The organism is Micromonospora sp. CPCC 205739 (assembly GCF_036906795.1).
GTDB lineage: Bacteria > Actinomycetota > Actinomycetes > Mycobacteriales > Micromonosporaceae > Micromonospora.
In genome coordinates this window covers 367,971-391,607 of sequence record NZ_JBAKHS010000001.1, presented here as the reverse complement: position 1 = coordinate 391,607, position 23,637 = coordinate 367,971, and the positions used below count along the sequence as shown (strand labels likewise).

Genomic DNA, 23,637 nt, shown 5'->3' with positions numbered 1-23,637 from the left:
CCGAGGCTAGACCGGTTCGGAGCCCGGAAACAGGTGGATCACGGAACTCGCCGGGATCAGGTGGGGCCGCCGGGCAGCCGCCGACCGCGCGGCGTGCCAGAGTAGAGCCGATGTCCTCGGTCACCCCTGATCAGCCCCGCCGTCCCGCCGCCGGCGTCCGCGCCGACGCCCGCCGGGACGATGCCCGTCCGGCCGACGCCCCTCGGGACGACGTCCGGCGGGCGGAGCCCCACCGCGAGGACGCCCGCCGGGAGGACCCGCGCCGGGAGGACGCCCGGCCGAAGGGCCGGCCGGCGTCGGGTGCCCGCGTGCCCGCGCCCCGCCGGTCCGAGCCGACCCGGGGGCGGGCGCCGCTCGTCGTCGCCGCCGGGGTCGCCGCGGGCTGGGCGGCGCTCACCTCGTACCTGCCGGTCGCCCTGGTGCTGGGGCTGGCCCAGTTCAGTGAGGACGCCGGTTCCCTCGTTGGTGCGCTGCGCGCCGGGCTGGCCGGCTGGCTGCTCGGCCACGGCGTGCCGTTGCAGACCGCCGCCGGCCCGCTCGGCCTCGTCCCGCTGCTCCTCTCCGGGCTGGCGCTCTGGCGGCTCACCCGGGCCGGCGTGCACACCAGCCGGGCCATGGGCGCGCGGGGCGGGCGCTCGCCCCGGCAGGCACTCACCGCCGCGGCCGCGGTCGGCCTCGGGTACGGGCTGCTCGGCGCCCTCGCCGCGGTGCTGGTGAGCACCGGCGACCTGCGGGTCTCCCCGGTCCGCGCCGGAATCACCCTCGCGATCTTCGGCGCGTTCGCCGCGCTGGTCGGGGCGCTGCGCACCACCGGGGTGGCCGGTGTGCTCGCCGACCGCGCGCCGGCGGTGCTCCGGGACGGGGTGCGCACCGGGCTGGTCGCCGGGCTGCTGCTGCTCGGGGCGGGGGCCGGCGCGGCCGGGCTGGCGGTGGCCACCGGCGGGGGCGACGCCGCCGACATGATCGGCGCGTACCGGACCGGGGTGGCCGGACAGGCCGGCATCACCCTGGTCAGCTTCGCGTACGCGCCGAACGCCACGGTCTGGTCGACCGCCTACCTGCTCGGGCCCGGCTTCGCCGTCGGCACCGGCACGGCGGTACGCACCAGCGAGGTCTCCGTGGGCGCGCTGCCGGCCGTACCCCTGCTCGCCGGCCTGCCCAGCGGCCCGGTCGACGGATTCGGCGCGGCGCTGCTCGCGGTGCCGGTGCTGGCCGGGATGGCCGCGGGCTGGCTGCTCGCCCGGCGGCTGCTGCGCGACACCGAGGAGCGCGCGGCACCGGACCGGGTCGCGCTGCTCGGCTCGGCGGCGCTCGCCGGCCCGGTGGTCGGCCTGCTCGCCGGTCTGGCCGCCGCGGCCTCCGGCGGGCCGCTGGGTGGCGGCCGGCTGGCCGAGATCGGCCCGGTGCCCTGGCAGGTGGCCGCCGTCTCCACCGCGGTGGTCACCATCGGCGCGCTGCTGGGAGCCGCCGCCGCCAAGGTGCTCGCCCGCACCGGCTCCCGCGCCTGACCCGACGCCGGGTCGCCCGGTCGCACGAACACCGCGCCTGACCGTCGCCGCCTGAGCGCTCGGCCGTCCGAACCTCCGTGCCCGACCCGCCGTCCCCTGGGTGCGGCGACCGGAGAAGCACCCGGCCCGACACGACGGAAGGGGCGCCCCGGAGATCCGGGGCGCCCCTTCCGTCGGTTGGACTCAGGAGTTCGGCATCGCGATGCCGGCGGCGATCGCCACGATCTGCAGGATCCCCAGCGCCAGACCGATCCCGCCGCAGATCAGACCCGCGAGGGCCTGGCCGCCGTTGCTCGCCAGCCCCTGGCCGGCCTTCTGCCGGCCCAGCCACCCGGTGATCACGGCCGCGATCCCCAGCGGAATGCCGAGGTAGCAGCAGACGATCGGAATGGAGACGATGCCCAGGATCATCGACACCAGGCCGAGGGTGTTCTGCTGGCCCTGCGGCTGCGGGTAGCCCGCGTGGGGGTAGGCCGGCATGCCGTACGGCTGCTGGCCGTACGGATCCTGGTAGGGCTGCTGCCCGTACGGCTGACCCGGCGCCCCGTAGGGCTGGCCCGAGGTGGGCTGGCCGTAGGGGTCACCGGAGACCGGCTGCCCGTACGGCTGGCCCGAGGTGGGCTGCTGGCCGTACGGGGCCTGCGGCGGCGGGGCGTACGGGTCGTGCGGCTGCTGCCCGTACGGCGCCTGCGGAGGCTGGGCGTACGGGTCCTGCGGCTGCCCGTACGGCTGCCCGGAGGCGGGCTGGCCGTACGGGTCGTGCGGTGGCTGCTGGCCGTACGGGTCCTGACCGGGGTGTCCGGGCTGCATGGCGGATGCTCCTCAGTCGAGGGTCGTCAGTAGCTGCTGCTGCTGGTGTCGGAGCCCATGATCCCGGCCAGACCGCCCGCGAGGCAGCACAGCAGAACGATCACGAGCCAGACGGCGCCGATGATGATCGCCCACTTCGACCACTTCTTCGACTCGTTCGCCGCGGCCTGCGCGCCCGCGTAGTCGCCCTGCTGGAGCAGCGGGTTGACCTTCGAGGCGTTGATGATCGCCGGGATGGCCAGCGGCCAGAAGAAGAAGATGGCGACGATGGACATCGTCATGTTGTTGTTGATCGGCTGCTGCTGCGCAGGGTTGGGGTAACCGGGCTGCATGGTGCTCCTCGCTCCGTCGGCACTGTCCGTGCCTGATCATTTGAAGGGTGCGGCGGCGAGCATGAGGCCGGCCACCGAGCGACCGGCAGCGTATCGCGTGCGTGCCACCCGCGTGATCACCCGAATCGCCGCTGCCCGATCGCTGGGAGTCCTGACCTGCCCGATAGGGTGGCCGCGTGACCGAGCCCGCGTCCGTCGCCCGCCTCGTCGTCCTCGTCTCCGGTTCCGGCAGCAACCTCCAGGCGCTGCTCGACGCCACCGCCGACCCCGCGTACGGGGCCCGGGTGGTGGCCGTCGGCGCGGACCGCGACGGGATCGCCGGCCTGGACCGGGCCGCCGCCGCCGGGGTGCCGACCTTCGTCGACCGCGTCAAGGACCACCCGACCCGGGAGGACTGGGACGCCGCGCTCACCGCGCACGTCGCCGAGCACCGACCCGACCTGGTGATCTCGGCGGGCTTTCTGAAGCTGGTCGGGCCGCACTTCCTGGCCGCCTTCGGTGACCGCTACCTGAACACGCACAACACCCTGCTGCCGGCGTTCCCCGGCATCCACGGTCCCCGCGACGCGCTGGCCTACGGCGTCAAGGTCACCGGGGCCACTCTCTTCTTCGTCGACGCCGGGATGGACACCGGCCCGATCGTCGCGCAGGTCGCCGTGCCGGTGCGCGACGACGACGACGAGGAGACGCTCACCGAGCGCATCAAGGAAGCCGAGCGGCGTCAGCTCGTCGAGCAGGTCGGGCGGCTGGTCCGTGAAGGTTGGACGATCACCGGAAGAAAGGTCACGGTTCCGTGAGTTCCACTGAGGACGGGCGTCGCCCGATCAGGCGGGCACTGGTCAGCGTCTACGACAAGAGCGGCCTGGTCGAGCTGGCCCGGACCCTGCACGGCGCCGGGGTGGAGATCGTCTCGACCGGCAGCACCGCGTCGACGATCTCGGGCGCGGGCGTGCCGGTGACCCCGGTCGAGCAGGTGACCGGCTTCCCGGAGATCCTCGACGGCCGGGTGAAGACCCTGCACCCGAAGATCCACGGTGGTCTCCTCGCCGACCTGCGCAAGGGCTCCCACGCCGCCCAGCTCGACGAGCACGGCATTGCCGGGATCGACCTGTTGGTCTCCAACCTCTATCCGTTCCAGGCCACGGTCGCCTCCGGCGCGAGCCAGGACGAGTGTGTGGAGCAGATCGACATCGGCGGGCCGGCGATGGTCCGGGCCGCGGCCAAGAACCACGCCTCGGTCGCGGTGGTGACCGACCCGGCGGCGTACCCGGCCCTGGTGGCCGCACTCGCCGAGGGCGGCTTCACGCTCGCCCAGCGCCGGGCTCTCGCCGCCCGCGCCTTCGCCGACATCGCCGAGTACGACGTCGCCGTCGCCGAGTGGTTCGCCACCACCCTGGCCCCGGCCGCCGACGGGTGGCCGCAGTTCGCCGGGCTGAGCCTGCGCCGCGAGGCGGTGCTGCGCTACGGGGAGAACCCGCACCAGGCGGCGGCCGTCTACGCCGACCCGTCCAGCCCGGCCGGCCTGGCGCAGGCCGAGCAGCTGCACGGCAAGGAGATGTCCTACAACAACTACGTCGACGCGGACGCGGCCTGGCGGGCCGCGAACGACTTCGCCGACCAGCCGGCGGTGGCGATCATCAAGCACGCCAACCCGTGCGGCATCGCGGTCGGGGCGGACGTGGCCGAGGCGCACCGCAAGGCGCACGCCTGCGACCCGGTCTCCGCGTTCGGCGGGGTGATCGCGGTGAACCGGCCGGTGAGCGTCGAGCTGGCCCGGCAGGTCGCGGAGATCTTCACCGAGGTGCTGGTCGCGCCGGAGTTCGAGGCCGGCGCCCGGGAGATCCTCCAGGCCAAGAAGAACATCCGGCTGCTGCGGGCCCCGGAGTTCCGGCCGCTGCCGGCGGAGTGGCGGCAGGTCACCGGTGGGATACTGGTGCAACTGCGCGACGGGATCGACGCCGAGGGCGACGATCCGGCCAACTGGCGGCTGGCGACCGGCGAGGCGGCCGACGAGGCGACCCTGCGGGATCTCGTCCTGGCCTGGCGGGCGGTCCGCGCGGTGAAGAGCAACGCGATCCTGCTGGCCAAGGACGGTGCCTCCGTCGGCGTCGGCATGGGCCAGGTCAACCGGGTCGACTCGGCGCGGCTGGCGGTCAGCCGGGCCGGCGCGGACCGGGCCCGCGGCTCGGTGGCGGCCTCGGACGCGTTCTTCCCGTTCGCCGACGGCCCGCAGATCCTCATCGACGCGGGCGTGAAGGCGATCGTGCAGCCCGGTGGCTCCATCCGCGACGAGGAGACCATCGCCGCCTGCAAGGAGGCCGGCGTGACCATGTACCTCACCGGCACCCGCCACTTCTTCCACTGACCGCGCCGGCCGAGGGGGCGGCCCGGCCGCCCCCTCGGCCGAACACCCTGCCCAGGGCAGGGCAGCTCGGATCGGCGCCGGCGTCCGGCCGCCGCTGCTCGCCTCCCCGGGTGGCGCAGGGAGGGTCAGCCGGCCCGGTCAGTCGAGCCGCCGTTCGATCGGTAGGCGGGACCGGGTCAGCAGTCCGGCGCCGAGCATGGCGACCAGCGGCACCACGGCCAGCGCACCGAGGACGGACCACGGGACGACGATCGGGTACGGGTCCCCGCCGGGCCAGGTCCCCAGGTATGTCTGGTTGACCGCGGTGAGGATGGCGACGCCCGCCACGAGGCCGACGGTCATGCCGAGCAGCGACCCGAGGCCGGCGATCACGCCGGACTGGCTCAGCGACAGCTTCCGGCGCACCAGGGGGCTGGCGCCGACGGCAGCCAGGATCGACAGGTCCGGTCGGCTGTCGGCGGCGGTGAGCCCGGTCGCGATCCCGACCGCGCCGAGGGTGATCAGCCCGGCCGCCACCGCCAGGACGAGCAGGACCGGATCGCCCGACGTCGCGGGGCCCCGCTCCACGCTGACGCGCAGGCCGGCGGAGAGGGCGCTGACCTCGGCGCGGAAGCGGTCCTCCGCCGCCGTGTCGGGAGCCCGCGTGGCGATCACGAAGCCCCACTGGTGTGCGACGAGTCCGGCGCGGGCCAGCGCCGCCGGCGAGATGATCGTCCGATCCGACCGGATCCCGGTGGCGAGGGCGTACCCCGGCAGCGTGAGGGTGGCCGGCTCCTTGGCCCCTTTCAGCGGTCCTCCCCGCGTCGGCACCGCAGGTGGCTGCACCGTCACCGTTCCATCCACCACGTACCGGGAATCGGTGACGACCACGCCGCCGGCCCGCAGCGTGTCGACGGCCCGGGCGAGGTCGTCGCCGTGGGCCCCGGTGAGGGGCGCCACCGCGCTGCCGTCGTCGACGACGAGCCAGGCGTAGTCGCGCGAGTACGTCTCCTGAGGCGAGTGGCAGCGGGCGTCGGCGCGGGCCTGGCGCTGCTCCTGGGGAGTGAGGGGCCGTTGCAGTTCGAAGAAGGGGCACTGCTGCTGCGGCGGAAGCACCAGGTCGACGGAGGTGTTGGGGCAGTCACCGGGGTCCCAGCCACGGCAGCCCGGGACGCGTATCTCGGCCACCCCGGCGGCGGGCAGGGTACGGTCGGCGATCGCCGCGAGCCGGTCGACCGGGATCGGACGCTGATCCGGCCTGAGGGGATTCACCACGGTCACGTGACCGGTCGGCGTGCTCGGGCGGTAGGCCGCGTCCGACCGGGCGTCGCTGCTGTTCTGGTAGACGCCCAGGCAGATGGTGCCGGCGACGGCGGCCATCACGGCGGAGATCGCCGGGGCGGTCGCCGCCCGGTTGCGGCCGGCGTCGCGGAGCGCGATCCGCGGCGTCAGCGGCAGGTGCCGGCCGAGCCGGGCGAGCAGGCCGACCAGGGCCGGGGTGCAGAGCACCAGGCCGAGCTGGGTCAGCATCAGCCCGGCCAGCAGCAGATTCGTCGACGCCCGGACGGCGGCGTACGCCGCCAGACCGGTACCGCCGGCGGCGAGCACCAGGCCGACGGCCACCCACCGCCGCCGGGACCGCGTCACGCCCCGACGCCCGGTCAGCGCGACGACCACGTTCTGCCGCGCCGCCACGAACGCGGGCACCAGCGCCGCCACCACCCCGGTGAGTACGGCCAGCCCGGCGACCGCGAGCAGGGCGAGCGGGAAGAAGCGGTACCCGCCGGCCCGCGCCTGGGCCAGGTGCTCCTCGACGAGCGGGCGCCCGGCGACCGCCAGGATCGCGCCCAGCAGGATCCCGGTGACGGCCCCGGCCAGGCCCAGCACCACGCCGTCTGCGAGCACGATCCGGCGGAGGTGGGCGGGGCTGCCACCGTTGGCAGCCACCAGAGCGAGGTCGCGCTGGCGACGCCGCGCACCGATGGCGAACGCCGGCCCGGCCAGCAGCACGATCTGCATGGCGCCGAGCCCGCCGAGCAGCACGCCGATGCCGACCGACCGGGCGTCCACCTTCGACGGGGGAGTCTGCTGCACCGGCGGCGGGTCGCGCAGCACCGCCCGGGAGATCACCAGGAGGCCCTCGGCGTTCAGCCGTCTGACCTGGTCCCAGGCGACCGGGGCCGGGGCGTCGACCAGCCACGCGTTCGGCGGGTCGGTGCGGGCGGCCGGGGGCAGCACGACGACCTCGCCGAGATCGTCCGGGAGTTCGACGATCCCGACCACCGTGAACCGCCGCGATCCCTCGGCCAGTTCGACGGTCCCGCCGAGGGCCACGCCGAGCCGGCGCAGGGCGGCCTCGCTGGCGGTCACCTCGGTCGCGCCGGTCGGCGCCCGACCTTCCCGCAGGCGCGCCATCCCCTCGGTGACCGGGTCCGCCAGGTCCAGTCCGTACGACGGGACTCCGCCGACGCCGTCGGCGGTCCGCCAGTCCCACCGCTGCTCGTCCCAGACCGGGACGACCCGGCTGCCGGACGGCAGGGCGGTGGCCACCTCGGCGGTGGTCGCCGGCTCGTGGTCGGCGGCGGCGCTCCTCCGATGGATGCCGGTCGCGGTGAGGAGGTCACCGTCGGGACTCTGCTCGACGGCGCCGACGTAGTCCCAGGTCACCCTGGCGTCGGCGGCGCCGAGCGTGCGTTGCAGCCGTTCGTCGTCGGTGAGCTGGAGCATGTCGTAGGACGCGGCGGCGAAGCTGAGTGCCAGGACGGGCGTGGCGATCATCGCCACCACCAGCGCGCTGCGCCCCTTGGCCCGGCGGGTCTCGCGCCACGAGATGCGCAGCGCGGTACGCCACGAGACCAGGGCGTCCGACAGGCGGTTCGGTCGCCGGGTCATCGGGTCGTCCCGTCCAGCAGTCGCTCGGGCCGGTTCAGCGGCCCGGAGGTGCCGGTGACCACCCCGTCCTGCATGAACACCACCCGATCGGCCCAGGCCGCGTGTCGCGCCTCGTGGGTGACCAGTATCGCGGCGGCCCCGGCGTTCACCCGGGAGCGCAGCACCCGCAGCACCGCCTCGCCGGTCTGCGAGTCGAGCGCCCCGGTCGGTTCGTCGGCGAGGACCAGCCGGCGCCGGCCGATCAGGGCCCGCGCGATCGCCACCCGCTGCTGCTGGCCGCCGGAGAGTTCGTCGGGGAAGCGCTGGGCGAGGTCGGCCATGCCCACCTCGTCGAGCGCGGCGGCGGCGCGGCGGCGGGCCTGCCGTACGGAGGTGCCGTCCAACTCGAGCGGCAGCGCGACGTTCTCCACCGTGGTGAGGCCGGGCAGCAGGTTGAGGTGTTGGAACACGTAGCCGATCGAGCGTCGGCGCAGCGCGGAGAGCCGCGCGCGGTTGAGCGTGTCCAGCCGTTCGCCCTCGACCCACACCTCGCCCCGGGTCGGCCGGTCCAGCCCTCCGGCCAGGTTGAGCAGGGTCGACTTGCCGGAACCCGAGGGCCCCATGACGCCGACGAGTTCGCCGGGGCGTACGACGAGGCTGACACCGCCCAGCGCGGTCACCGCCGCGTCGCCGTTGCCGTGCCTCCGGTACGCGTCGCGGATCTCCAGCACGTTCACCGGGCCGATTCCCACCGGTCCGTGGCGGGCGCGGTACGCGGCGCCGTGGTCGGCGGTGGAGCGGATTCGCGAGGTCGCGTGGCGTTCCGCCGGCGGGCGAACGGAGCGTGAGGATCATGACAGACGGACATGGATACTGAGTATGCATACCAGGTATGCAGCGCGCAATGGTGACCCGCCCCGTACCTGTCCGTACGGGGCGGGACCGGGCCGGGTCAGGCCGCCGTGGGGCGGACTTCGGCGAAGTGGCAGGCCGAGGGGTGCGGATCGGCGGCGCGCGCGATGGTCAGCGGCTCCTCGCGGGCGCAGACCTCCTGCGCCTTCCAGCAGCGGGTGCGGAAGCGGCAGCCGGACGGCGGGTCGGCCGGGCTCGGCACGTCGCCGGTGAGCCGGATGATGGTCCGGTCGTTGCGGACGTCCGGGTCCGGCACCGGCACCGCCGAGAGCAGCGCCTGGGTGTACGGGTGGGTGGCCCGCTCGTAGATCTCCTCCTCGGTGCCGATCTCCACGATCTTGCCGAGGTACATCACCGCGACCCGGTCCGAGATGTGCCGGACCACCGACAGGTCGTGCGCGATGAAGATGTACGAGAGCCCGAACTCGTCTTGGAGCTGCTCCAGCAGGTTGATCACCTGCGCCTGGATGGAGACGTCCAGCGCGGAGACCGGCTCGTCGCAGACGATGATCTCGGGGCGCAGGGCGAGCGCCCGGGCGATGCCGATGCGCTGCCGCTGGCCGCCGGAGAACTGGTGCGGGTAGCGGTTGACGTGCTCCGGGTTGAGCCCGACCACGTCGAGCAGCTCCTGCACCCGCCGCTGCTTGCTGCCCTTCGGGGCCGCCTCCGGGTGGATGTCGAACGGCTCGCCGATGATGTCGCCGACCGTCATCCGCGGGTTGAGCGAGGTGTACGGGTCCTGCATCACCATCTGCATGTTGCGCCGCAGCCGGCGCAGCTCGCCCCCGGACGCGGAGAAGAGGTCATTCCCCTCCAGGGTGGCCCGGCCGGAGGTCGGCGTCTCCAGCCGCATCAGCAGTCGGGCCAGCGTCGACTTGCCGCAGCCGGACTCGCCCACGATGCCCAGGGTCTCGCCCCGGCGCAGCTCGAAGCTCACCCCGTCGACGGCCCGGACCGCGCCGGTCTGCTTCTGGAACAGCACGCCCTGGGTGATCGGGAAGTGCTTGACCAGGTTGTCGACGGAGAGGATGGTCTCGCCCCGGACCTTGGCGGGGCTAGCGGGCGCTGTCATCTCGGACCTCCTGCGCGAAGTGGCACGCGCTGGTCCGGCCGTCGCCGAGGACCAGGTCGTGCGGCACCACGTCCACGCAGACCTGCTGCGCGTACGGGCACCGGGGGTGGAACGGGCAGCCGGAGGGGATCCGCATCAGGTTCGGCGGCAGCCCCTTGATCGTCGACAGCTCCTGGCCGCGCACGTCCATGCGCGGGATCGACTCCAGCAACCCCTTCGTGTACGGGTGGGCGGGCGTCCGGTACAGCGAGCGCACGTCGGCGTGCTCGACGATCCGGCCGGCGTACATGACCGCGATCCGGTCCGCGACGCCGGCGACCACGCCGAGGTCGTGGGTGATCAGGATCATCGCCATGTTGAGGTCCCGGCGCAGGTCGGCCAGCAGGTCCATGATCTGGGCCTGCACGGTGACGTCCAGCGCGGTGGTGGGCTCGTCGGCGATCAGCACCTTCGGGTTCATGGCCAGCGCCATCGCGATCATGACGCGCTGCCGCATGCCGCCGGAGAACTGGTGCGGGTAGTCGCCGAGGCGCTTCGCCGCGGCCGGGATGCGGACCAGGTCCATCAGCTCGACGGCGCGCCGGCGGGCGTCCGCCTTGGACATCCCCTCGCGCTGGCGCAGCGTCTCGCCGATCTGCCAGCCGACCGGGAAGACCGGGTTCAGCGCGGAGAGGGCGTCCTGGAAGATCATCGCGATCTCCTTGCCCCGCACCTGACGGCGCTGCTCCTCCGACTGCTTCAGCAGGTCCCGACCCTGGTAGAGGATCTGACCGGAACGGATCACCGCCGGCGGCGTGTCCAGGATGCCCATGATCGCCTGGGCGGTGACCGACTTGCCGGAGCCGGACTCGCCGAGCACCGCGAGGGTCTCGCCGGCGTCCAGGTGGTACGAGACCCCGTTGATCACCTTGGCGACGCCCTCGTTGGTACGGAACTCGACGTGCAGGTCCCGGACGTCGAGCAGGTGGCCGCCCTCGGGCGTGGGGGAGGCCGGCGTCGGGCGGACAGCGGACTGGGTCATCAGGTTCACCGCAGCTTCGGGTCGAAGGCGTCGCGGATGGCGTCGCCCAGCATGATGAAGGCGAGGACGGTCAGCGCGAGGAAGGCGGACGGCACGACCAGCGGCGTCGCCGACTCGCGCATGTGCACCCGGCCGGCGTCGATGTCGATGCCCCAGGAGATGGTCGGGGCCTTGAGACCGATGCCGAGGAAGCTCAGGGTCGCCTCGGCGGCGATGAACGAGCCGAGCGCGATGGTGAGCACCACGATCGCCGGGGCGAGCGCGTTCGGCAGGATGTGCCGCCACATGATCCGGCCGTTGCCGGCGCCGAGCATCCGGGCCGCCGCCACGTAGTCCTGCTCCTTGGCGGTGATCACCGAGGAGCGGACCACCCGGGCGGCGGTGGTCCAGCCGAGCACCGCCAGCACGAAGATCACCGCGAACAGCCGGACGTTGTCGCTGCTGGTGCTGACCCGCTTGAGCAGCACGATGGCGGCGAGCAGCAGCGGGATGCCGAGCACGATGTCGATCACGCGGGAGAGCACCGCGTCGACCCAGCGGCCGAAGTAGCCGGCCAGCATCCCGACCACCAGCGCGATGATGCCGGTGAGCAGCGCCGAGAGCGCGCCGACCAGCAGCGAGGCGCGGGCACCGTAGACCGCCCGGGCGTACGTGTCGCAGCCCTGGAAGTCGTACCCGAAGACGGCCCCGCCGGACGCCCCGGCGTGCTGCCGGGAGAGCAGGCAGTCGCGCGGGTCGTTGGCGGTGAAGAGCGAGGGCACGGCGGCCATCGCGGCGACCACCACGACCAGCGTGAGGCTGATCCAGAAGATCGGGTTGCGGCGCAGGTCGCGCCAGGCGTCGCCGGCCAGGCTGCGGGCCTTCTGCGGCGCGCCGACCTGCTCCGTCGCCGCCACGGTTGCAATGTCACTCATAGCGGATCCTCGGGTCGAGTACGGCGTACAGGACGTCCACCACCAGGTTGGAGAGGAGGTAGACCACGACGAGCACGCTGACGATGCCGACCACCAGCGGGCCGTCCTCGGTGCGGATGCCCCGGAAGAGGTTGAAGCCGACGCCGGGGATGTTGAACACGCCCTCGGTGATGATCGCGCCGCTCATCAGGTTGCCCAGCTCGACGCCGAGGAAGGTGACCACCGGGATGAGCGAGTTGCGCAGCACGTGCACGCTGACGATCCGCCGCTTGACCAGGCCCTTGGAGCGGGCCGTCCGGACGTAGTCGGCGCGCAGGTTCTCCGCCACCGAGGTGCGGGTCAGCCGCAGCGCGGTGGCCAGCGAGAGCGAGCCGAGCACGATGCCGGGGAGCAGCAGCGCGTACAGGTTGGGCTCGGCGCCGGCGGTGGGCGGGAAGAGCTGCCACTTGACGCCGAGGAAGTACTGCGCCAGCGGGGCCAGCACGATGGTCGGGATGCCGAGCACCAGCAGGGTCAGCACCAGGGTGGAGTTGTCGAAGATGCTGGCCCGGCGGATGCCGGCGAGCACCCCCGCGGTGACGCCGAACAGGATCGTCACGGCCATCGCGATGAGCGCCAGCTTGACCGTCACCGGCCAGGCGGCGGCGAGGATGTCGCTGATCTGCCGGCCGGTCAGCGACTGCCCCAGGTCTCCCCGGAGCAGGTTGGAGATGTAGTCGAAGTAGCGGTAGAAGAAGCCGCCGACCCCGGTCTGGTCGAGGTGGAACTTCTGCGTCAGGTATGCCCGCTGGGCGGCGGTGACCGGACGCTCGCCCGCGAGCGCCTGGATCGGGTCGCCCTGACCGGCGAACATCAGTGCGTAGACGATCAGCGTGGTCCCGAAGAAGGCCAGGACCATCTGGAGCAGTCGCCGCAGAATGAAGCGGAACATACTTGAAATCTCTCTGAAAAGGGGCAAAGGGCGCGGGCGGGTCGGGCCACCGCACGGTGGCCCGACCCGTTGAGCGCTGTTACTTGACGGCCTCGAGCTTCAGCAGGTCGATCCGGTCGAAGAGATCCATCTCCACGTTCTTGACCTTGGTCGAGTGGCCGAAGTTGTTCTGGCCGTACCGGAGCGGGATCACCGGCAGGTCCTCGGCCAGGAGGTCCTCCGCTGCCTGGTACTTCTTGATCGCCTCGTCCTCGCTCGGCGCCTTGGCGCCCTCGGCCAGCAGCTTGTCGAACTCCGGGTTGCTGTAGCCGTAGTAGTTCGAGGAGCCGTTGCTGCTGTACAGCGGGCCCAGGTAGTTCTCCATGGACGGGTAGTCCATGACCCAGCCCATCCGGAACAGGCCGACCGGCTGCTTGGCCTTGAGCTTGGTCAGCAGGTCCGCGAACTTGGGCTCGGCGGTGCCGACGCACTCCACGCCCAGGTTGGCCTTGAGCTGGTTGCAGGTCGCGTCGACCCAGTCCTTGTGGCCGCCGTCGCCGTTGTACGACAGCTCGATCGTGGACGGGCCGCCCGCGGCCTGGTACATCGCCTTGGCCTTGGCCGGGTCGAACTCGCCCGCCGCGCCGATGGTGTTCTCCCGGTAACCCGCCACGACGGGCGAGACGAAGGAACGGGCCGGCTGCTGCGAGTCCTTGAAGATCGACTTGGTGATCTCGTCCCGGTCGATCGCCATCGAGATCGCCTTGCGGACCTCAGGGTTGCTGAATTCCTTCTGGAACGTCGGGAAGGCCAGCACCTGCAGCGACGACGCCGGGCTCTGCTGGAACCGGTCACCGAGGTCGGTGGCGGCCGTCGACAGGTTCTCCGTCGGGATGGTCTTGATGACGTCCAGGTTGTCCGAGAGCACGTCCGCGTACGCCGCGGTCGGCTGCTGGTAGATCCGGAACTCGACGCCGGCCACCTTCGGCTTCTCGCCGGGGAAGGCGTCGTACTTCTCGACCTCGACCTTGGCGTCGTGCTGCCAGGTGCCCTTGATCTTGAACGGGCCCTGCCCGATCGGCGCCTGCTCGTAGCCCTCGGCCAGCACGCCCGGGGCGGAGAAGGCTGCCTTCGGCAGCGGGTAGAAGGCCGTGTAGCCGAGCATCGTCTTGAACTCGCTGTACGGCTCGGTCAGCGTCACGGTGAAGGTCAGGTCGTCGACCTTCTTCAGCCCGGAGAGCGTCTTCGCCGCCGGCTTCTCGCCCTGGAGGTCCTCGTAGCCGGCCACCTTCTCGAAGAAGTAGCTCGAGTTCTGGCCGTTGGGGGCGTACGCGCCGTAGTTCCAGGCGTCGAGGTAGTTGTCGGCCGTGACCTTCTCACCGTTGTGGAAGGTGTAGCCGTCCTTCAGCTTGACCGTCCAGACCTTGTTGTCCGACGACGTCACCGACTCGGCCGCCACCTCGTACGGCTTGTTGGCCTCGTCGTAGTCGACCAGCGGGCTGAACAGGGCGGCGAGCACCTGCGAACCACTGGTCTCGTTGGTGTTGGTGGGCACCAGGTGCTGCGGCTCGGCGATCTCGATCCGCACGGCCGCGTTGGGGTCGCTCTGCCCTGATCCGCTGTCGCCGCCCGAGCCGCAGGCCACCAGGCCAAGCGTCACCGCGAGCGGGAGAGCGGTCCAGGCGGCAAGCCTACGAACTCGCATTGAGTCTCCTCGTCTCCTCACGCTGCGCGGTCAGGCCCGGTGCTGGGTGACGCTGCGCAACGTTGGGCAACGGTAGGTCGGTACGGCCGCTTCGGCAACGAGAGCGTTGCGAACCAGTAACGGATGGCCCGCTCCCGTCTTGTCGCCTCCCGCCGCCTCTGCTACGTGTGAAGCAGCGTATGTGCTGCTCAATGTCGCTTTCTGGTGCGGCTTCCCGGGCCTGCCGCCGACTCCGGACCAGCCTGCGCGGTTGCCATCCGGCTGTCCGCTCTGTGCCGGCTGATGATCCGGTGTCCGCCTCGGCTTGTGGTCGGATCCACATGGGGTGACGCTGGGTGATGAAGCCCACCTAACGGAACGTCACGGTTTGCCGTCGTCCCAACCATGGCCGGTCGCCGTGAGACGATCTGGACGTGACGGCGACGATCCTGGACGGCAAGGCGACCGCGGCGGAGATCAAGGACGAGTTGCGGACGCGGGTCAAGGCCCTGGCCGAGCGGGGCATCACCCCCGGTCTCGGCACCGTCCTGGTCGGGGCCGACCCCGGCTCCCAGGCGTACGTCAACGGCAAGCACCGGGACTGCGCCGAGGTCGGGATCGCCTCCATCCGCCGCGAGCTGCCCGCCGACGCCACCCAGGAGCAGGTCGACGCGGTCCTCGCCGAGCTGAACGCCGACCCGGCCTGTCACGGGTACATCGTCCAGTTGCCGCTGCCGGCCCACCTGGACACCCAGCGCGCGCTGGAGATGATCGACCCCGACAAGGACGCCGACGGCCTGCACCCGGTCAACCTCGGCCGGCTGGTGCTCGGCTACGACGGCCCGCTGCCCTGCACCCCGCGCGGGATCGTCGAGCTGCTCCGCCGGTACGACGTGCCGCTGCGCGGCGCGACCGTGGCCGTGGTCGGCCGGGGCAACACCGTCGGCCGCCCGCTGGGCCTGCTGCTCACCCGGCGCAGCGAGAACGCCACCGTGACGCTCTGCCACACCGGCACCCTCGACCTCGCCTCGCATACCCGCGCCGCCGACATCGTGATCGTCGCGGCGGGCGTACCCGGGCTGCTCACCGCCGACATGATCACTCCGGGCGCGACCGTGGTGGACGTCGGCATCACCCGGGTGATCGGCGCGGACGGCAAGGGCCGCTACACCGGGGACGTGGACCCGGAGGTGGCCGAGGCGGCCGGCAAGGTGGTCCCGATGCCCGGCGGCGTCGGCCCGATGACCCGGGCCATGCTCCTGACGAACGTGGTGGAACGGGCGGAGCGGGGCTGAGCGCGCCCATCGGTGTCATAACCGTCCGCCCCTACCCGGTTCGGTGCCAGGATGGCTGATACGGTCCGGAAAACCGACTGGTATCAGGGAGTGGGACGACCATGGGTAAGAAGGTCACTGTCGTCGGGGCCGGCTTCTACGGCTCCACCACCGCACAGCGCCTGGCCGAGTACGACGTCTTCGACACCGTCGTGATCACCGACATCGTGGAGGGCAAGCCGGCGGGTCTCGCGCTCGACCTCAACCAGTCCCGCGCGGTCGAGGGCTTCGAGACCAAGGTCGTCGGCGTCACCACCGGCCCGGCCGGCGAGGGCTACGAGGCCATCGAGGGCTCCGACGTCGTCGTCATCACCGCCGGCCTGCCGCGCAAGCCGGGCATGAGCCGGATGGACCTGCTGGAGACGAACGCCAAGATCGTCCGCCAGGTCTCCGAGAACGTCGCCAAGTACGCCCCGAACGCCGTCGTCATCGTCGTCTCCAACCCGCTGGACGAGATGACCGCGCTGGCCCAGCTCGCCACCCAGTTCCCGAAGAACCGGGTGCTCGGCCAGGCCGGCATGCTCGACACCGCCCGGTTCACCAACTTCGTCGCCGAGGCGCTGAACGTACCGGTGAAGTCCGTGAAGACGCTGACCCTCGGCTCGCACGGCGACACCATGGTCCCGGTACCGTCGAAGAGCACGGTGAACGGCAAGCCGCTGCGCGAGGCCATGCCGGCCGAGCAGATCGAGGAGCTGGTCGTCAAGACCCGCAACGGTGGCGCCGAGGTCGTGGCGCTGCTGAAGACCGGCTCGGCGTACTACGCCCCGTCGGCCGCCGCGGCCCGGATGGCCAAGGCCGTCGCGGAGGACTCCGGCGAGGTCATGCCGGTCTGCGCCTGGGTCGACGGCGAGTACGGCATCTCCGGCGTCTACCTGGGCGTCGAGGCCGAGATCGGCGCCGAGGGCGTCAAGCGCGTGGTCGAGACCGACCTGGACGCCGACGAGCTGGCCAGCCTGAAGGAGGCCGCCGAGGCCGTCCGCGCCAAGCAGGCCGACGTCGCCAACATGTGATCCACCTCCACCTGCACCACCCGAAGGGGGCACGCCGGCACACCGGCGTGCCCCCTTCCGCATCCCACCCCGCACCCCACCGGCCGCCCCTCCCGGCGTTGATCAAGAAGTTTGCGTCGGAAACGGCACCCGGGGTGACGCAAACTTCTTGATCAACCAGGCGACGCGCGGGGGTGCGGGTGGGGGTCAGAGGGGGGTGAAGGGGGTGCCGAGGTGGGGGGTGGCCAGGAGGGTCGGGGGGCCCTCGGCCAGGGTGTGCAGCAGGGTGGTGCGGGAGGTGCGGGCGGTGGCCGGGTCCTCCTCGTGGGCGTACGCCAGCTCGGGGTCGACCAGTTGCACGGTGTGCACCAGGAGGTCGCCGGTGAGCAGGAGCCGCTCGTCGCCGGCGTCGATGAGCACCGACTGGTGACCGGGGGTGTGCCCGGGCGTGCTCAGCAGGCGTACCCCCGGGGTGAGCGGGGTGTCGCCGTCGACCACCCGGAGCTGGCCGGCGGCGCGCAACGGGGCGGCCAGGCCGGCCGGCAGCCCCGGGTTGATCGTCTCCATCGCGTCCAGCTCGGCCCGCTGCACCAGGTAGTCGGCGTTCGGGAAGTACGGGCGGCCGGGCGTGCCGGTGACCGCCCACCCGATGTGGTCGCTGTGCAGGTGGGTGAGGACCACGGTGCCGACGTCGGCGGGGTCGATGCCGGCGGCGGCCAGTTCGGCGGGGAGCCGCCCCGGCACCGGCGCCCAGCTCGCGGCGGGGGAGCCGGCCGGTCCGATGCCGGCGTCGACCAGCGTGACCGGTCCGTCGCCGTCGCGTAGCGCGAAACTGCGGAACGGCAGCCACCAGCGGCCGTCGGCGGTGACCGAGGTGGGGTCGCACCGGTCCGCCTCGCGCCAGTGCGTCGCGGTGGCGTCGGGGAAGGCCTCGGTGCGGGGCTGGAAGAACGGCCCCTCGCCGTCGGTGAGCGCGGTGACCGTGATAGACCCGAGGTTACGGCTCAGTGGCATCGGGAGATGGTGCCAGTGATCTCCCCGCCGGGCACCCGGTTATCCGGCCGACCGAGGCCGGCTGGGGGGTGCCGGTCAGTTTCCAGTACGCTCGTACTGCTTGAGCACGTGTCCCCCGAGAGGAGCGCCGGTCGATGGCGAAGATCAAGGTAAACAACCCGGTCGTGGAACTCGACGGCGACGAGATGACCCGGATCATCTGGAAGCAGATCCGTGAGCAGCTGATCCTGCCCTACCTCGACGTCGACCTGCACTACTACGACCTCTCGATCCAGCACCGCGACGAGACCGACGACCAGGTGACCGTCGACGCCGCCAACGCCATCAAGGAGCACGGCGTCGGCGTCAAGTGCGCGACCATCACCCCGGACGAGGCCCGGGTCGAGGAGTTCGGCCTGAAGAAGATGTGGCGGTCGCCGAACGGCACCATCCGCAACATCCTCGGCGGCGTCGTCTTCCGCGAGCCGATCATCATGTCCAACGTGCCGCGGCTCGTCCCCGGCTGGACCAAGCCGATCATCATCGGCCGGCACGCCCACGGTGACCAGTACAAGGCCACCGACTTCGTCGTCCCCGGCCCGGGCACGGTGACCATCACCTACACCCCGGCCGACGGCGGCGCCCCGATGGAGATGGAGGTCGCCAACTTCCCCGGCGGCGGCATCGCCATGGGCATGTACAACTTCGACGAGTCGATCCGGGACTTCGCCCGGGCCTCGTTCCGGTACGGCCTGGACCGCAACTACCCGGTCTACCTGTCCACCAAGAACACCATCCTCAAGGCGTACGACGGCCGGTTCAAGGACATCTTCGCCGAGGTGTTCGAGACCGAGTTCAAGGCCGAGTTCGACGCCGCCGGCATCACCTACGAGCACCGGCTGATCGACGACATGGTCGCCGCCGCGCTCAAGTGGGAGGGCGGCTACGTCTGGGCCTGCAAGAACTACGACGGTGACGTGCAGTCCGACACCGTCGCGCAGGGCTTCGGCTCGCTCGGCCTGATGACCTCGGTCCTGCTCTCCCCGGACGGCCGCACCGTCGAGGCCGAGGCCGCCCACGGCACGGTCACCCGGCACTACCGGCAGTGGCAGAAGGGCGAGAAGACCTCGACCAACCCGATCGCCTCGATCTACGCCTGGACCCGGGGCCTGGCCCACCGGGGCAAGCTGGACGGCACCCCGGCGGTCACCGAGTTCGCCAACACCCTGGAGCAGGTCATCGTCGACACCGTCGAGGGTGGCCAGATGACCAAGGACCTCGCGCTGCTCATCTCGCGGGACGCCCCGTGGCTGACCACCGACGAGTTCATGACCGCCCTGGACGAGAACCTGGCGCGTCGGCTCGGCGCCTGATCGGCGTACCGGCCCACCGATCGAGCCCGCCGGCATCGCGCCGGCGGGCTCCGTCGTACCCGGGGCCGCCCACCCTCGGCGTCACCGGGGTGGGCGTGGGTCGTTGAAGTGGGTGGACGTGATGCCAGTCGCGTCTGAGGAAGGTTGACCGCGGTCGCCTCGCGGCACGAGTGCCGACCAGCCAGCCTTCCCGGCTGTCGCGCACAGCCAGCCGTCCCTTCCCTGCGGGGGGCCCTGTCCCGGGCCCCCCGCGCCCTGTTCCCCGACGTGCGGCCCCGGCCCGGTCCTCGGACGCCGAAGCGGTCAGACGGCGCGCAGCAGCTCCGCGGCCCGCTCGGGCGCGATGTCGTTGATGAAGACGCCCATGCCGGACTCCGAGCCCGCCAGGTACTTCAGCTTGTCCTTCGCCCGCCGGATGGTGAACAGCTGAAGGTGCAGGTGACCCAGCTCCCGGTCGATCCGCACCGGCGCCTGGTGCCACGCCGAGATGTACGGCATGGGCAGGTCGAAGAGCCCGTCGAAGCGGCGCAGCACGTCCAGGTAGAGCGGGCCGAACGCGTCCCGCTCGGCGTCGGTCAGGGCCGGGATGTCGGGCACCGGCCGGTGCGGGGCCACGTGCACCTCGAACGGCCAACGGGCCGCCGCCGGGACGTACGCCGTCCAGTGCTCGTTGCTGGTGACCACCCGGTCGCCGGCGGCCCGCTCGGCGGCGAGCACGTCGGCGTAGAGGTTGCCGCCGCCGGTGCGCTCGGCGTGCCGGCGGGCGGCGGCCAGCAGCGACCGGGTCCGCGGCGTCACGAACGGGTACGCGTAGATCTGCCCGTGCGGGTGGTGCAGGGTCACCCCGATCTCCACGCCCCGGTTCTCGAAGCAGAACACCTGCTCGACGCCGGGCAGCTCGGCGAGGGCCACGGTCCGGTCGGCGAGCGCGTCCAGCACGGTGCGCACCCGGCGCGGCGGCAGGCTCGCGAACGAGGCGTTGTGGTCGTCGGTGAAGCAGACCACCTCGCAGCGGCCCAGGCCCGGGCGTACCGCGGTGAACGGGGTGATCTCGGCCGGCTCCTCGGCGACCCGCTGGCTCAGCGAGGGAAACCGGTTCTCGAACACGGCCACGTCGTAGTCCGGGGCCGGGATCTCGCTGAGCCGGTCGCCCCGGGTGGGGCAGAGCGGGCACTGGTCGGCCGGGGGCAGGAAGATGCGGGTCTGCCGGTGCACCGCCACCGCCACCCACTCGTCGGTCAGCGGGTCGTAGCGCAGCTGCGAGGCCTGCGGGGGAGCGGGCAGGTCGCGCCGGTCCGGCTGGTCGCGGACCGCGTCGTCCCGCTCGTCGAAGTAGATCAGCTCGCGGCCGTCCGCCAGTTCGATCGCCGTACGCTTCACCGCGCCGTCCCCTCCGTCGTCTCCCGGCCCGTGCTCGCCACGACCACCAGCTCTCCCACGTTCTCGTCGAGTACCCGGCGCGCCTCGGGGGCCAGCCGGTCGTCGGTGACCAGCACGTCGGCGGCGCCGAGGCCGACGATCGAGGAGATGCCCACGGTGCCCCACTTGGTGTGGTCGGCCAGCACCACCAGCCGGTCGGCGGCGGCCACCAGGGCCCGGTCGGTCTCCGCCTCCATCAGGTTCGGCGTGGTGAAACCGGCCCGTTCGGTGATCCCGTGCACGCCGAGGAAGAGCAGGTCCAGGTGCAGCGAGCGGATCGCCGCCACGGCCAGCGGGCCGACCAGCGCGTCGGACGGGGTGCGTACGCCGCCGGTGAGCACCACGGTCTGGTCGGGGCGGCCCTGCGCGTGCATGATCTCGGCCACCGGCAGCGAGTTGGTCACCACGGTCAGCCCGGGCACGTCGACCAGCCGGCGGGCCAGCTCAGCGGTGGTGGTGCCGGCCGACAGCGCGACCGCCGCGCCGGGGCGGACCAGTTCGGCGGCGCGGGCGGCGATGGCCGCCTTCTCCGCGAGCTGCCGCACCGACTTGGCGTGGAAGCCCGGCTCGTCGGTGGAGCCGGAGCCGGGGATCGTGGCGCCGCCGTGCACCTTGGCCAGCAGGCCCTGCTCGTGCAGCGTCTCCAGGTCACGCCGGATGGTCATGTCGGAGACGCCGAACTCCGCCGCCAGGTCGGTGACGCGTACGCCACCGGCGGTCCGGACCCGGTCGAGGATGGCCGCCTGCCGCTGCCGCGCCAGCATCCGCCCGCACCTCCGGCTCCCACGCACTCTCACGCGCTCGAACGTGTTCCAACAAAGATGAACACTAGCGCGCAGCGGGCAGCGACGGAAGGCGGCCCGGCGGGAATCAGGCGGACTGGAGGCGGGGCTCCACCCAGCCGGTCTCGGTGAGGTGGTTCATCACCGACAGCACGGCCTCGTCGACGCTCAGGTCGGTGGTGTCGACCACGATGTCGGCGTCGATCGGCTCCTCGTACGGGTCGTCGACGCCGGTCATCCCGGTCAGCAGGCCGGCGCGGGCCCGGGCGTACAGGCCCTTGCGGTCGCGCTGCTCGCAGACCTCCAGCGGGGTGGCCACGTGGACCAGCACGAAACCGGCCCCGGTCGCCAGCGCCATCTCCCGGGCGACCGCCCGCGCCTGGGCGTACGGGGCGATCGGGCAGCAGATGCCCACCCCCCGGTGCCGGGCGATCTCGGCGGCCACCCAGCCGATCCGGCGGACGTTGGCGTCCCGGTCGGCCCTGCTGAAGCCCAGCCCCGCCGACAACTCCCGGCGCACCACGTCGCCGTCGAGCAGGGTCACCGTCCGGTCGCCCTGCTCGCGCAGCACGTCGGCCAGCCCCCGCGCGATGGTCGACTTGCCGGAGCCGGAGAGGCCGGTCAGGAAGACCACCAGGCCCCGGTGCCGCCGTGGCGGGCGGGCCCGGCTCAGCTCCTTGGCCACGGCCGGCGGGGTGTGCCACTCGGGCAGCGGGAAGCCCCGGTCCAGCAGGTCGTCGATCTCCTCCTGGCTCAGCGCCAGCCGCCGGTTGCGCGGCGGGATGTCCTCCCGCCAGCGCCACTGCCCGTCCCGGTTGTCGTAGGCCAGCTCGCGGGGGACCAGCACCCGCAGGCCGGCGCCGGAGAGCATGTCGCCGGTGGAGAGCAGGTGGGTCACCCCGTACGCGGCGGAGATCCGGGCCCGCAGCAGGGCGTCGCTGATCTCGTCGCGGCGGCGCGGGATCGGCACGGCGATCAGGGTCGCCGGGGGCATCCGGTCGCGGGCGGCGAAGACGCTGCGCACCAGGGCCTCCGGCGGCAGGCCGCCGTTGCCGTCCTCACCCACCGGGATCATCACCAGCAGGTGCGCGCCCAGGGTACGGGCGGCGTGCGCGATCTGGGCCAGCTGCGGCCGGTGCAGCGGCCGGTCGGCGATCACGCCCAGTACCCGGCCCGGGGGCAGCAGCGCGCGGACCTCCTCCGGGGTGCGGCGCAGCCGCTGGAACGGGCCGTGCCCGCCGTCGCCGAGCCGGCGGACCGTGCCGCCCACCCCGGCCACACCCTCGCGGGCCGCCCAGACGTCGGCGACCTCCAGCGCCGCCACCGGCGCGCCCTCGCCGTCGCTGAGCACCAGCGTGCGGCGCCCCGGGTCGGCCGGGTTCAACCCGTCCGCCAGCGCCGCCGGCACCTGGAGGGCCACCGGTACCGGCCACGGCGTGCCGTCGGCGAGCCGACCCCGACGGTGCAGCGAGGCCAGGTCGGCGCGGGTCATGAAGCCGGTCAGCGGCGCGTACGCCCCGGTCAGCAACAGCTCCAGATCGGCCAGCTCATTCGGGCGCGGCGTGTACGCCGGCGCGTCCCGAAGCACCTCGTCGGGCAGCACCCACCCGTTGCTCATCCGCACCCCTCACTCGCTGACCGGCACACAGTTTCGCAGCCGACCGGCGATCGGTCGAGAGCGCCACTCCACTGCGGCCCGGGAGGGTGGTCACGCCTCAGCCGGTCGGGGCCAGCGGGGCGGCTCCGAACGACACCGAGAACCGCTTGCACCAGATCGACACGCTGGTCAGTCCGGCCAGGTCGGTGCCCTTCGGGATGTCGTACGCCTGGTCGCCCCGGTTGCCCTTGAGCCGGCCCAGCTCCACCCACCTGCCGTCGTCGAAGACGCCCCAGCCGGCGCGACCGGCGCGTACCGGCTGGTCGGTCAGCCAGACCCGCAGGTCGGGGCCGTTGGAGGTGGCCAGGCCCACCAGTTCCAGCCGGTGGCGCCCGTCGGCGGCGCGGATGATCCGGGCGGTGCCCGAGGTGTCGTGCTCGTGGGTGACGAACTCGCCCCGGCTGACCAGCGTCGGCCCCGCCGGGGTCGCCGTCGGCCCGGCCGGGGTCGCACCCTCAGTCGGCGGGGGACCGGCCGACGGCGGGGTGGCCACGTCCACCTCGGACAGCCGCTCGTCGACCCGGTTGTCGGTGACCGCCTTCCAGGGTTGGAACCACCAGAGCCCGACGGCCGCCCCGGCGGCGAGGACGACGACGGCGGCCCAGGTCAACGGCGTACGCAACAGGCGGGTGAGCACGGGTCCAGTCTGTCCGGTCCGGGCCGACCGGTCACCCCGCCGCCGGGTTACGAAACCCTTACCGGCACCCCG

At 72.7% G+C, this 23,637-nt stretch carries 20 protein-coding genes; 6 read left to right on the top strand and 14 right to left on the bottom strand.

Going from position 1 to position 23,637, the window contains the following annotated elements; genetic code table 11:
• The first annotated feature begins 110 nt into the window (after window positions 1-110).
• On the top strand, window positions 111-1,508 hold the full coding sequence (locus tag V6U88_RS01830) for a cell division protein PerM (protein ID WP_334449305.1): 1,398 nt from the start codon (window positions 111-113) through the stop codon (window positions 1,506-1,508).
• 183 nt (window positions 1,509-1,691) lie between these two features.
• Here V6U88_RS01830 and V6U88_RS01825 read toward each other — a convergent pair whose 3' ends face one another.
• Window positions 1,692-2,318, bottom strand: coding sequence for a DUF4190 domain-containing protein (locus V6U88_RS01825; RefSeq protein WP_334449303.1), 627 nt, complete (start codon window positions 2,316-2,318; stop codon window positions 1,692-1,694).
• Window positions 2,319-2,344: 26 nt separating this feature from the next.
• The gene (locus V6U88_RS01820; protein ID WP_334449301.1) at window positions 2,345-2,650 is read right to left on the bottom strand and encodes a CD225/dispanin family protein; all 306 of its coding nucleotides are present in this window, start codon (window positions 2,648-2,650) and stop codon (window positions 2,345-2,347) included.
• 176 nt (window positions 2,651-2,826) lie between these two features.
• Here V6U88_RS01820 and purN point away from each other — a divergent pair, with 176 nt between their 5' ends.
• Together purN and purH are read left to right on the top strand one after the other, a co-directional pair.
• Window positions 2,827-3,447, top strand: a complete 621-nt coding sequence (gene purN, locus V6U88_RS01815) for a phosphoribosylglycinamide formyltransferase (protein ID WP_334449299.1) — start codon at window positions 2,827-2,829, stop codon at window positions 3,445-3,447.
• A complete protein-coding gene (gene purH, locus V6U88_RS01810) occupies window positions 3,444-5,015 on the top strand; it encodes a bifunctional phosphoribosylaminoimidazolecarboxamide formyltransferase/IMP cyclohydrolase (RefSeq protein WP_334449297.1) in 1,572 nt (523 codons plus the stop codon). Before purN ends, purH begins: the two co-directional genes overlap by 4 nt.
• Before the next feature lie 138 nt (window positions 5,016-5,153).
• Here purH and V6U88_RS01805 read toward each other — a convergent pair whose 3' ends face one another.
• The 7 genes from V6U88_RS01805 to V6U88_RS01775 all read right to left on the bottom strand — a co-directional run bounded on the left by V6U88_RS01805 (window position 5,154) and on the right by V6U88_RS01775 (window position 14,399).
• Window positions 5,154-7,886 carry an FtsX-like permease family protein gene (locus V6U88_RS01805; RefSeq protein ID WP_334449294.1) on the bottom strand — a complete coding sequence of 911 codons (2,733 nt, stop codon included), beginning with the start codon at window positions 7,884-7,886 and terminating at the stop codon, window positions 5,154-5,156.
• On the bottom strand, window positions 7,883-8,602 hold the full coding sequence (locus V6U88_RS01800) for an ABC transporter ATP-binding protein (RefSeq protein ID WP_334449292.1): 720 nt from the start codon (window positions 8,600-8,602) through the stop codon (window positions 7,883-7,885). Before V6U88_RS01800 ends, V6U88_RS01805 begins: the two co-directional genes overlap by 4 nt.
• A 215-nt stretch (window positions 8,603-8,817) precedes the next feature.
• Window positions 8,818-9,849 (bottom strand): ABC transporter ATP-binding protein, encoded by a 1,032-nt coding sequence (locus V6U88_RS01795; RefSeq protein ID WP_334449290.1) that lies wholly within the window; start codon window positions 9,847-9,849, stop codon window positions 8,818-8,820.
• A complete protein-coding gene (locus V6U88_RS01790) occupies window positions 9,833-10,870 on the bottom strand; it encodes an ABC transporter ATP-binding protein (protein WP_334449287.1) in 1,038 nt (345 codons plus the stop codon). Before V6U88_RS01790 ends, V6U88_RS01795 begins: the two co-directional genes overlap by 17 nt.
• A gap of 5 nt (window positions 10,871-10,875) precedes the next feature.
• A complete protein-coding gene (locus V6U88_RS01785; RefSeq protein WP_334449286.1) occupies window positions 10,876-11,784 on the bottom strand; it encodes an ABC transporter permease in 909 nt (302 codons plus the stop codon).
• Complete coding sequence (locus V6U88_RS01780) at window positions 11,777-12,715, bottom strand: ABC transporter permease (RefSeq protein ID WP_334449285.1); 939 nt, start codon at window positions 12,713-12,715, stop codon at window positions 11,777-11,779. The genes V6U88_RS01785 and V6U88_RS01780 overlap by 8 nt, the downstream gene beginning before the upstream one ends.
• Window positions 12,716-12,794: 79 nt before the next feature.
• Window positions 12,795-14,399 (bottom strand): peptide ABC transporter substrate-binding protein, encoded by a 1,605-nt coding sequence (locus V6U88_RS01775; RefSeq protein ID WP_334449284.1) that lies wholly within the window; start codon window positions 14,397-14,399, stop codon window positions 12,795-12,797.
• 413 nt (window positions 14,400-14,812) lie between these two features.
• Here V6U88_RS01775 and V6U88_RS01770 point away from each other — a divergent pair, with 413 nt between their 5' ends.
• Complete coding sequence (locus V6U88_RS01770; RefSeq protein ID WP_334449282.1) at window positions 14,813-15,673, top strand: bifunctional methylenetetrahydrofolate dehydrogenase/methenyltetrahydrofolate cyclohydrolase; 861 nt, start codon at window positions 14,813-14,815, stop codon at window positions 15,671-15,673.
• A 101-nt stretch (window positions 15,674-15,774) separates the two neighbouring features.
• Window positions 15,775-16,725 carry a malate dehydrogenase gene (gene mdh, locus V6U88_RS01765; RefSeq protein ID WP_334449281.1) on the top strand — a complete coding sequence of 317 codons (951 nt, stop codon included), beginning with the start codon at window positions 15,775-15,777 and terminating at the stop codon, window positions 16,723-16,725.
• A 186-nt stretch (window positions 16,726-16,911) separates the two neighbouring features.
• Here mdh and V6U88_RS01760 read toward each other — a convergent pair whose 3' ends face one another.
• Complete coding sequence (locus tag V6U88_RS01760; protein ID WP_334449280.1) at window positions 16,912-17,718, bottom strand: MBL fold metallo-hydrolase; 807 nt, start codon at window positions 17,716-17,718, stop codon at window positions 16,912-16,914.
• A 134-nt stretch (window positions 17,719-17,852) separates the two neighbouring features.
• Between V6U88_RS01760 and V6U88_RS01755 the strand changes: the two genes are divergently transcribed.
• Window positions 17,853-19,070 carry an NADP-dependent isocitrate dehydrogenase gene (locus tag V6U88_RS01755; RefSeq protein ID WP_334449279.1) on the top strand — a complete coding sequence of 406 codons (1,218 nt, stop codon included), beginning with the start codon at window positions 17,853-17,855 and terminating at the stop codon, window positions 19,068-19,070.
• Window positions 19,071-19,373: 303 nt separating this feature from the next.
• On the opposite strand, the gene galT is transcribed toward V6U88_RS01755, so the two are convergent.
• From galT to V6U88_RS01735, 4 genes are all read right to left on the bottom strand, one after another.
• Entirely contained in the window at window positions 19,374-20,450 is a 1,077-nt protein-coding gene (gene galT / locus V6U88_RS01750; protein ID WP_334449278.1) for a galactose-1-phosphate uridylyltransferase, read from the bottom strand.
• Window positions 20,447-21,253, bottom strand: a complete 807-nt coding sequence (locus V6U88_RS01745; protein WP_334449277.1) for a DeoR/GlpR family DNA-binding transcription regulator — start codon at window positions 21,251-21,253, stop codon at window positions 20,447-20,449. The genes galT and V6U88_RS01745 overlap by 4 nt, the downstream gene beginning before the upstream one ends.
• 106 nt (window positions 21,254-21,359) lie before the next feature.
• On the bottom strand, window positions 21,360-22,889 hold the full coding sequence (gene cysC / locus V6U88_RS01740) for an adenylyl-sulfate kinase (RefSeq protein ID WP_334449276.1): 1,530 nt from the start codon (window positions 22,887-22,889) through the stop codon (window positions 21,360-21,362).
• Between the two features lie 97 nt (window positions 22,890-22,986).
• Window positions 22,987-23,565 carry a DM13 domain-containing protein gene (locus V6U88_RS01735; RefSeq protein ID WP_334449275.1) on the bottom strand — a complete coding sequence of 193 codons (579 nt, stop codon included), beginning with the start codon at window positions 23,563-23,565 and terminating at the stop codon, window positions 22,987-22,989.
• Window positions 23,566-23,637: the final 72 nt, after the last annotated feature.